The organism is Povalibacter sp. (assembly GCF_036520495.1).
Taxonomy (GTDB): Bacteria; Pseudomonadota; Gammaproteobacteria; order Steroidobacterales; family Steroidobacteraceae; genus Steroidobacter.
This window is the reverse complement of record NZ_DATDJO010000058.1, coordinates 1-9,901: the sequence shown is the minus strand read 5'-3', so window position 1 is coordinate 9,901 and position 9,901 is coordinate 1. Positions and strand designations below refer to the sequence as shown.

Here is a 9,901-nt window from a genome sequence, read left to right as displayed (position 1 = left end):
CTCTGGCCAGTTAGCCGGTGGGCCAGTCAGCCAGTTGACCTGCCGCCGTCCGGCGACCGTCATCTCGCCGCCCTCTTCGGCACATCGAACAACCGCTCGACCGCTTCGATGTGCCGGCGATCGGTGAGGAACATGATCACGTGGTCGTCGCGCTGGATCATGGTGTCGTGATGGGCGATCAGGACTTCGTCGCCGCGCACGATGGCGCCGATGGTCGTGCCGTCGGGCAGCGGGATGTCTTCGATGCGACGGCCGATGACGCGGCCTTGGCCCTGCGTGCCGTGCGCGACCGCTTCGATGGCTTCGGCCGCGCCGCGCCGCAACGAGTGCACGCGCACCACGTCGCCGCGTCGCACGTGCGCGAGCAGCGAACCGATCGTCACCTGCTGCGGCGAGAGCGCGACGTCGATCGTGCCGCTCTCGACCAGCTCGGCGTACGCCGGCCGATTGATCAGCGCCATCACCTTGTGACAGCCCAGGCGCTTCGCCAGCATCGCCGAGAGGATGTTCGCCTCCTCGGCATTCGTCACGGCGACGAACGCATCGGCGCTGTCGATGTTCTCTTCCAGCAGCAGATCTTCATCGGCAGCATCGCCGTTGAGGACGATGGTGTTGCTCAGCTGTTCCGAAATGCGCCGGGCGCGGCGCTGGTCGCGCTCGATGAGTTTCACCTGGTGTTCGACTTCCAGGACCTGCGCCAGCCGGAAGCCGATGTTGCCGCCGCCGGCGATGACGACGCGACGCACCGGTTCTTCCAGGCGCTGCATTTCGTTCATTACCAGACGAATGTCCTCGCGCGCAGCGATAAAGAAGATCTCGTCGCCGTGCTCGATGATCGTTTCGCCGTGCGGCTTGACGCTGCGCCCATCGCGATAGATCGCTGCGACGCGCGCATCGCGGCCCGGAATATGGCTCTGCAGCTGCTTGAGCTGCTGTCCGATCAGCGCTCCGCCACTCAGCGCCTTGACGCCGACGAGACGCACGCGGCCGTCGGCAAAGTCGAGAACCTGGAATGCGCCGGGGAACTGAATGAGGCGCACCACGTGATCGGTGACGAGCTGCTCGGGACTGATCGTGACGTCGACTGCGAACGCGCGATCCTCATCTTCGAACAGTTTCGAGTGACGCGTGTAATCGCTGGAACGGATGCGTGCAATACGCGTGGCATCGCGATTGAACAGCGTGTGCACGACCTGGCACGCCACCATGTTCACTTCATCGCTGTTGGTGAGTGCGACGAACACATCGGCATCCTTGGCGCCGGCGGCTTCCAGCGTGCTGGGATACGCGCCGTTGCCCGAGACCGTGCGGATGTCGAGCCGGTCCTGCAGATCACGCAGCAGTTCGTCGTTGGTGTCGACGACCGTGACCTCGTTGGCTTCCTCGCGAGCCAGGTGCGTGGCGGCGGTCCGACCGACCTGGCCGGCACCAAGGATGATGATCTTCATCGCAGCTTCGCCGCGATGCGGTCGACTGGCCGACTGGCCGACTGGCAAACCGGCGAGAAAACGTTGCAGCGTCCTTCCGGCCAGTTGGCCAGTTGGCCAGCTGGCCAGTCAGCCTTTGTTCTTGTCATACCGGCTCCAGATTCGCGTACGCCAGCATCAGCCATTTAGGGGGGCCTTGTCGTTCGAAATTGACCTGCACGCGCGCGTGGCTGCCCTGTCCTTCGATGTCGAGGATCACGCCTTCGCCGAACTTGCCGTGGCGGACGCGCTGGCCGAGGCGGATGCCGGAAGCGGGTGCCTCTTCCTGGATCCGGCCGTTGTTGGTGTTGCGCGGCGTGTAGACCGGGCGCGAAACCTGGATGCGCGGACGGATCTCTTCGAGCAGCTCGGGCGGGATCTCTCTGATGAAGCGTGACGGCGTGCCGTACGTGTCGGTGCCGTGCAGGCGGCGCTGTTCCGCGTAGGTCAGGTACAGGTGCTTCATCGCGCGCGTCGTGCCCACGTAGCAGAGCCGGCGTTCCTCCTCGAGGCCGCCGACATCACCGATCGAGCGCTGGCTCGGAAACAAGCCGTCCTCCATGCCGGTCAGGAACACGACGGGGAACTCCAGTCCCTTGGCCGAGTGCAGCGTCATCATCTGCACGCCGTCCTCCCATTCATCGGCCTGGTTGTCGCCCGACTCCAGCACGGCGTGCGCGAGGAAGTTCGCCAGCGCCGACATCTGCGTAGCCTCGTCGGGTTCGTAGCCGCGCGCGGCGGTCACGAGTTCTTCAAGGTTTTCGACCTTCGCTTCGCCGCGATCGCCTTTGTCCTGCTTGTAGTGCGCGATGAGCCCGCTGACATTGATGATGTGATCGACCTGTTCGTGCAGCGGCAGATCGCGCGTGTCGCGTTCGAGCTGTTCGATCAGCTGCAGGAACTTATGCAGGTTCTGGCCGAGCCGGCTGCCGAGTTCGGCGATGCAGGCGCCGGCGGCCTGCCACATGGAGCAGGCGTTGGCGCGCGCATAGTTGCGCACCGTGTCGAGCGATTTGTTGCCAATGCCGCGCGTGGGCAGATTCACGATGCGCTCGAACGAGGCATCGTCGGCGCGGTTGAAGATGAGGCGCAGATATGCCAGCGCGTCCTTGATTTCCGCGCGCTCGAAGAATCGCAGGCCGCCGTAGACGCGATAGGGAATTCGGGCAGCGAGCAACGCTTCTTCGAACGTTCGTGACTGCGCGTTGGAGCGATACAGGATCGCGCATTCCGCGCGGCGCCCGCCTTTCAGCACCCACTCGCGCACCCGGTTGACGACGAAATCCGCTTCATCGCGTTCGTTGAACGCCGCGTACAACCGCACCGGATCGCCACGTTCGCCGCTGGTCCAGAGATTCTTGCCGAGGCGTCCCGTGTTGTTGCCGATGAGCGCGTTCGCCGCATCGAGGATATTGCCGGTGGAGCGGTAGTTCTGTTCCAGGCGGAACATCTGCACGCCGGGGAAATCGCGGCGGTACTGGTGCAGGTTCTCGACCTTCGCACCGCGCCAGCGATAGATCGACTGGTCGTCGTCGCCGACCGCGAACGGCACGCCGCTCGGACCGACCAGCAGCTTCAGCCAGTCGTATTGAATCGTGTTCGTGTCCTGGAATTCATCGATCAGCACATGCCGGAAGCGATTGCGATAGTGCGACAGCACGTCGGGCCGGTCGCGCAGCAATTCGTAGGCACGCAGCAGCAGTTCGGCGAAGTCGACACTGCCGCTGCGATCGCATTGTTCCTGGTACTGCTCGTAGAGCTTGATGAACTGACGACGGTTCGGATCGCCGTCATCCTTGAGGTCCTTCGCCCGCAGACCTTCGTCCTTGCGTGCATTGATGAACCACATGATTTCCTTCGGCACCCAACGCGCCTCGTCGAGATTCTGTCCCTTGACGATGCGGCGGATGGCCCGCAGCTGATCCTCGGAGTCGATGATCTGGAAGGCCTGCGGCAGGTTCGTCTCGCGCCAATGCATACGCAACAACCGGTGCGCGATGCCGTGGAAGGTGCCGACCCAGAGCGGCGCGCTCGGCACGTTGAGCAACGACTCGATGCGACCGCGCATTTCGCCGGCGGCCTTGTTGGTGAACGTGACGGCCAGGATGCCGTGTGCGGATACGTGCTCCACCTGCACGAGCCAGGCGACGCGATGTGTCAGGACGCGTGTTTTGCCGCTACCTGCGCCAGCGAGCACGAGCGTCGGTGCGAGCGGCGCCGTCACGGCTGCGCGCTGCTCGTCGTTGAGACCGTCCAGGATGTGGGAAACGTCCATGGTCAGGCGCGGGGCGCCGGCAGGAATGTCGGGCGGATGCGATCGGTTGGAAGGGTCATTGAGGAGCTGCGTTGCATGCGAGGCGTTGGAAGTGCGTGATTGTAGCCGGGTGGGCCTGCCATCACGAGTCAGGCGATGCCTGCTGCGCCGATTGGCGGGCGCCGCTCGTTACGCGCTATTCTGTGGCCATCCACGTTGATTTCACGATAAGCGTCTGACGTCCGGGGAGGTTCGCGATGTCTCGCTGTCGGATCCTGTGTCTCACGGGTCTTTCGGTCATGAGCGCGTTGCTGGCGTGCGGCTGCAACCCGCAGAGTGAGAACGCATCGCCATCAGCAACGGCGCCGGCCGCGCCTGCGGGAAGGATCGAGTTTTCCGGGCCGCTGCAGGAGGAGGCGTCTGCCGAATCGGGCCTGGCCATCAAACGCGGCATCGTTACGGCCGATGGTGATCACGCCAGCTACCGCGCCTGCGGCGATCGAGCGGATCTGTGGTTGCTCGATGAAGGCGAAGGAGCGCTGACCCAACTGCTTACCGAAGATCTGACATCGCTCTATATCGAAGCGTATGGCGAGCGTGGACCCATACCCGACAACCTGACGGCCGCCGCCGGGCACGCCGGTGTCTTTCTGCTGGAGCAGTTGCTGTACGCAGCGCCGACGGGTGAGAACCGCGGATGCGAACGTGCGCCGCCCGATTACGTCGTGACTGCGCGCGGCAACGAGCCGTTCTGGGCCGCCGAGGTCACGCAGACCGGCATGGTATGGAAGCAGCCTGACGACCCCCAAGAAATCCGGCTCGGCGAGCTGCAGGCGGAAGACGTCGAAGGCGCCGTCGGCTACAGCGCGCGTGCCGCGCAACACAAGGTGGAATTGCAGATCGAGGCGCAGGCCTGTCGCGACTCCATGTCGGGCGAATACTTCGCGTACGCCGCGCGGGCCGTGCTCGACGGCCGGGAATTCAAAGGATGCGCTCACGTCGGGACGCAGGACGCCCCGTGAACATCCGTCGTTGCTGGTGCTGCGTATAGCGGAAGGCCAGCACGACAGCGAGCGCGATGAGCGGGTCGGTGATCGAGGCGACGCGCTCCGGCAGCCACAAGTGCAGTACTTCCGTGACGCACGCGAGTGCCATCACGATGCCGGCGGCGAGCCGGAACGATACGCCGGCAAAACGCAGCACCCACAGCAGTGCGGCGAACACGAAGATCGTGCCGAAGAATTCGATCCAGTCGAACGACGTCACCGCTGCCGGAAATCCGGTGGCGAACCAGGCGAGGAACGGCCAGAAATCGAATGCCTGCGCCGGGCCGGCGAACGTGAATGGCGCGAGACGTTCGAAGACGAAGGCCGCGAGCATGGCCGCCAGCAACAGCAGTCGCTTGGGTCCCGGCGTCATGCGATACATGAGCACGAAGATGGGCACGAGTGCGATCAGTGCCACCAGTTCGGCGGGCACGAATGTCTGATTGGCGACGATCAGACGCCCGACCAGCACGGCCGCCATCATGATCAGCAGTGCTTCGAGTGTATGCGCGCGACTCACCAGCGCAGCGAGCGCCTGTGAGATCACCAGCCAGTAAGTCAGCCAGATCAGCGTGCTGCTGAGGTCGATCTGCGGCCGGACCAGCGGTTGCAGCGCGGCCTTGAGCTTGCCCAGATCGAAGTGCGGCACGAATGGCGCCAACCGCCACAGCAGCCACGACACAATCAGCAGCAACGCGGCCGGATCGCGATGGGGCTTCTCCGCGCGCCGCGGCAGCTGCATCAACCCGCCCATCTTGTCCCACCCCACACCGGCAGTAGCGCCGATCAGGGTGCCGAGCGCATTGAGCGTCAGGTCGGTGAGACTCGGTACGCGACTCGAGATGTAGACTTGCGTGACTTCGATGCTGAACGACAGCAGCGACCCCAGGGTCACCGTGACGAAAACCGCCAGGCTGCGTCGCAGGTGCGATGACAGCCACAGGAACAGGCAGAAGCCCAGCGGCAGGTACAACAGCACGTTCGCGATGCGATCGCCGCGCCCCGCGCGTGCCCAGGACAACTCGCGCAGCGCATCGAGCGCGCCGTGATTCAGCGCACCTGCCTTCAGATTGAACGGATACAGCGAGCCGTACGCGATCAATGCGATGACGGCGATGAGAAGCCAGGGGATGAAACTGCGGGAGCGGGTAGGCACGGGAGGAAGGTACTAGGTACCAGGCCCCAGGCGCTAGGCGCTAGTAGGAACCTTCCTCCTCTCATTCTTGCCAGGGCCTGGAGGCTGGTCCCTAGAATGTGATTCGCACGTAATGATCCAGCAACAAAGCCGCGAACAGCAGCGCGAGGTACGTGATCGAAAAGCTGAATGTCTGCATCGGCAGGCGCGCATCGACATCCAGCTTGAGCTGCGTGGCGCGATACAGGAAGACGCCGCCGAGAATCAGTGCAGCGGCCAGATAGATGAGACCGGTCATTCCCGTCAGGTACGGCAGCAGCGTGACGATCACCAGCAGGATGGTGTAGAGCAGGATGTGCAGGCGGGTGAATTCGATGCTGTACGCCACCGGGAGCATCGGAATGCCAGCCTTCGCGTACTCGTCGCGACGAGCGATGGCGAGCGCCCAGAAATGCGGCGGTGTCCACGTGAAAATGATCAGGAACAGCAGTAGCGAGTACGGATCGACCTGGCCGGTCACGGCCGCCCATCCCAATACCGGTGGTGCGGCGCCGGCGGCGCCGCCAATGACGATATTCTGCGGGGTCGCGTGCTTCAGCCACACCGTGTAGACGACCGCATAGCCAATCAACGAGCAGAAGGTCAGCACCGCCGTCAGCGGATTGACCAGCAGCCACAGCATCGCCATCGACATCACTGCCAGCGCCATTGCATAAATGAGCGCCTGGCGTTCAGTGACATGACCGGTCGGCAGCGGGCGATTGCGGGTGCGCGCCATCTGTTCGTCGAAGCGCCGGTCGAGCACGTGATTGATCGCAGCGGCGGATGAGGCCGCGAGGGCGATGCCGAGCGTACCGAACAGCAATGCCTGCGCCGGCGGCAAGCCTGGAGCGGCGAGAAACATGCCGACCACCGCGGTAAACACGATCAGCATCACGACTCGCGGTTTGCCGAGTTCGTAGTAGTCGCGCCAGCTGGCGTGTTGCGCGGATGAAGTGGGCACTGGTGCGCTCATAGCCACGAAGCCGAAGGTCGCAGGAGCCGGTTGATACGCACGACGCTGAGCAGCAGCAGCGCCGCGACGCCGTTGTGCGCCGTCGCGAGCAGCAGCGGCAGCCCGCGCACCACCATCAGCGGACCAAGGATCAGTTGCAGGATCAGGATCACACCGACGATGGCGCCGGCAATGCGAATCGAGTCGTTGCGTCCCTCGCGCCACGCCTGCAGCGCCAGGAACCCCAGTATCAACGCCGTGACGATGGCGCCGAGCCGGTGAATGAAGTGAATCGCGACGCGCGCCGGGTGATTGAGCACGCCGCCCTCATAGTCTATGCCGAGGCCACGCCAGAGCACGAAGGCATCCTTGATATCCATTTCCGGCCATGCGGCGTTCTGGCAGGTCGGAAAATCCGGGCAGGCGAGCGCGGCATAGTTGCTGCTGGTCCATCCGCCGAGTGCGATCTGCAGGACCAGCACGACCAGGCCGATCAGCGCCAAGCGGCGCAGGCCAGTCTCTTCCCGCACGCGCATGCGCCGTTCCGGATCGATGGCGAGCCAGCCCAGCGCCGACAAGGTGGCAAGACCGCCCAGCAGGTGCAGGACCACGATCAGCGGCTTGAGCAGCAGTGTCACGGTCCACATGCCCAGCAGGCCCTGGAAGATCACCAGTGCGACCAGCGCGATCGGCAGCGCCACCGGCTGCTTGGAATCCCTGCGGTTCGCGATCGCAAGTCCTGCCAGCACCAGGATCAGCAGTCCCAGTGTGGAGGCGAAGTAGCGATGCACCATCTCCTTGACGGCTTTGTGGTACTCGAACGGCCGATGCGGGAAAGCCTCATTGATGGCGTCGACGTTCTGCGCCGCCTGGTCCGCGCTGAGATGCCCATAGCAGCCAGGCCAATCCGGGCAGCCGAGGCCAGCAGCACTCAGTCGCACCCAGGCTCCGAGCACCACGACGACAAAGGCCAGCAGAACACCAGCCAGCGCGAGCCGGCGAAAAAATATCAGACGGGAAGTCATGGAGTGGGGATGTTCCCCGCCGGATCAGAGCTCGAATGCAGAGCCCGCAGCGAGACAGGTAAGTGAAAAGACATGATGGAACGCAGTCGGTAAAAGCCGCACGCGGCCGGTGATCGGCCGGGAAGTCTTATAGCGGGATGCCGCCGTCATGGAAAGCCTTCTGTGGGATCTGCCCCGCCAGTTCAGGACCTCGCTGAGACTGACGTTCCAGTGCGGTTCCACTGGGGGCCGCAGGTGCCATCAGAGAGTGCACGGCAGGCGCGGCTGTCGCGATCACGATGATGATCGGCACCAGTGCCCAGAGCACTTCTGCGGTCGCATTGCGCGGGTGCGGATTCCCGGCAGCGGCCCGCCGGAACGTGGCGATGGAGTGAATCATCAGGGCGAAGACGCCCGCCATGACCAGGATGCAGCCCCAGAGCACGGCTGCGTGCACCCCGGCGAGTAGTCCGGTGGTTTCAGTCATGGTGCACGGATGCGGGCACCGCCGCTTCCTGGCCGAAGGACGCGAGTCGCGTCAGAAACGTGTGGTCGCCTTCGATGGCCATGAGTCCGATCAGCACCAGCAGCGCCAGCGGTGGCGTCAGTATGGCGAGCTTCAGGCCGAGCCGCTCCCATTTCATGTGCATGAAGATGGCGACGATGAAGCCGGCTTTCAGCAGCATGAAGACGATGATCAGCGTCCAGCGCAGATATCCCTGCAAGCGGAAGTAATCGACCATGTACGAGAAGGCGCTGAGGACGAAGAGCAGGCCCCAGATCACAAGGTACAGTTTGATCGGGTGTTGCTGGCCTTCACCGTGAGCCGGTCCATGAGCGGAAGCCTGTGCGGCATGACTCATAAGCACCTCTTACCAGAGATAGAAGAACGCGAAGATGAACACCCACACGAGGTCGACGAAGTGCCAGTACAGGCCCGCGACCTCGACGGTTTCGTACGTGCCCTTGCGATCGTAGAAGCCGTTCAGCACGCGGATGGCGACGACGCTGAGATAGATGACCCCGCCGCTCACGTGCAATCCGTGAAAGCCCGTGATCATGAAGAACGCGGAACCGAACTGTGCCGCGCCCATGGGGTTGGCCCACGGGCGTACGCCTTCATCCACGATGAGCTTGGTCCACTCGAACGCCTGCATGCCGACGAAACACAGGCCGAGCGCGGCCGTGGCGAACATCAGCATCGCGGTGCGCTTGCGATCGCGTCGATAGCCGAAGTTGACTGCCATCGCCATCGTGCCGCTGCTCGTGATCAGCACCATGGTCATGATGGCGATCAGCAGCAGGGGGATGCTCTTGCCGGCGACGGTGAGCGCGAACACTTCGCTGGGATTCGGCCACGGGACCGTGGTCGACATGCGCACATTCATGTAACCGGTGAGAAAGCACGAGAAAATGAACGTGTCGCTCAGCAGGAAGATCCACATCATGGCCTTCCCCCACGGAACGGGGAATGCCTGTTTGTCCGCCGACCAGTCGGCGGTGACGCCTTGCAGGCCTTCGATGGTCGTCCTCGGTTGATGGGTCATGAACGTGCCTCAAGTCGATCCATGAAGATCTCCACCGTAAACACTCGTGCGCCGCTGCGTTTCCCGGGGAGATGCTGTGTCTCGATTCTGTTTTTCATGCGCAGTCAGCAGAGCCGGTCGAAGACGAATTGACTGTCGATCGAGTGCGTGAGCAGCAATGCGAACACCACCAGCCAGACGAACAGCAGGTAGTGCCAGTACACGGTGCACAGCTCGACGCTGAGCCGGAAGCGGCGACGCACTTCGATCGCTTCGCTGGCCCGCACCTCGACGCGCTGGGCTCGCAGGCGCCACAGCATCCGTGCCCACACGTAGAGTCCGCCCATGACATGCAGTGCGTGGATCAGCGTCAGCAGATAGAAGAATGCGACGGCCGGGTTGTATGGCTGGAAGTAGCCCGAGATGATCATCAGCCGCCAGGCGAGAATCTGGCCGACCAGGAAGCCGATCGTCAT

At 63.6% G+C, this 9,901-nt stretch carries 9 protein-coding genes and 1 pseudogene; 1 reads left to right on the top strand and 9 read right to left on the bottom strand.

The genetic code is table 11. From position 1 onward, the window contains the following. Positions 1-59 precede the first annotated feature (59 nt). A complete protein-coding gene (gene trkA, locus VIZ63_RS20015; RefSeq protein WP_331611527.1) occupies positions 60-1,448 on the bottom strand; it encodes a Trk system potassium transporter TrkA in 1,389 nt (462 codons plus the stop codon). A 124-nt stretch (positions 1,449-1,572) separates the two neighbouring features. Beyond that, entirely contained in the window at positions 1,573-3,741 is a 2,169-nt protein-coding gene (gene uvrD, locus VIZ63_RS20010) for a DNA helicase II (RefSeq protein WP_331611526.1), read from the bottom strand. Between the two features lie 236 nt (positions 3,742-3,977). Here uvrD and VIZ63_RS20005 point away from each other — a divergent pair, with 236 nt between their 5' ends. Continuing rightward, positions 3,978-4,742: a hypothetical protein gene (locus VIZ63_RS20005; protein ID WP_331611524.1), complete on the top strand. Its 765-nt coding sequence runs from the start codon at positions 3,978-3,980 to the stop codon at positions 4,740-4,742. On the opposite strand, the gene VIZ63_RS20000 is transcribed toward VIZ63_RS20005, so the two are convergent. From VIZ63_RS20000 to VIZ63_RS19970, 7 genes and pseudogenes are all read right to left on the bottom strand, one after another. Beyond that, on the bottom strand, positions 4,702-5,922 hold the full coding sequence (locus VIZ63_RS20000) for a VanZ family protein (protein ID WP_331611523.1): 1,221 nt from the start codon (positions 5,920-5,922) through the stop codon (positions 4,702-4,704). The genes VIZ63_RS20005 and VIZ63_RS20000 overlap by 41 nt on opposite strands. Positions 5,923-6,013: 91 nt before the next feature. Continuing rightward, positions 6,014-6,916, bottom strand: a complete 903-nt coding sequence (gene cyoE / locus VIZ63_RS19995; RefSeq protein ID WP_414703820.1) for a heme o synthase — start codon at positions 6,914-6,916, stop codon at positions 6,014-6,016. Continuing rightward, on the bottom strand, positions 6,913-7,920 hold the full coding sequence (locus tag VIZ63_RS19990; RefSeq protein WP_331611520.1) for a COX15/CtaA family protein: 1,008 nt from the start codon (positions 7,918-7,920) through the stop codon (positions 6,913-6,915). Before VIZ63_RS19990 ends, cyoE begins: the two co-directional genes overlap by 4 nt. A gap of 127 nt (positions 7,921-8,047) precedes the next feature. Beyond that, positions 8,048-8,386 carry a cytochrome c oxidase subunit II transmembrane domain-containing protein gene (locus VIZ63_RS19985; RefSeq protein ID WP_331611519.1) on the bottom strand — a complete coding sequence of 113 codons (339 nt, stop codon included), beginning with the start codon at positions 8,384-8,386 and terminating at the stop codon, positions 8,048-8,050. Beyond that, positions 8,379-8,762 (bottom strand): cytochrome C oxidase subunit IV family protein, encoded by a 384-nt coding sequence (locus tag VIZ63_RS19980; RefSeq protein ID WP_331611518.1) that lies wholly within the window; start codon positions 8,760-8,762, stop codon positions 8,379-8,381. Before VIZ63_RS19980 ends, VIZ63_RS19985 begins: the two co-directional genes overlap by 8 nt. A gap of 9 nt (positions 8,763-8,771) precedes the next feature. Further along, positions 8,772-9,446, bottom strand: coding sequence for a heme-copper oxidase subunit III family protein (locus VIZ63_RS19975; protein WP_331611516.1), 675 nt, complete (start codon positions 9,444-9,446; stop codon positions 8,772-8,774). A 104-nt stretch (positions 9,447-9,550) separates the two neighbouring features. Beyond that, positions 9,551-9,901: pseudogene (locus VIZ63_RS19970) on the bottom strand (hypothetical protein); the annotation flags it as partial.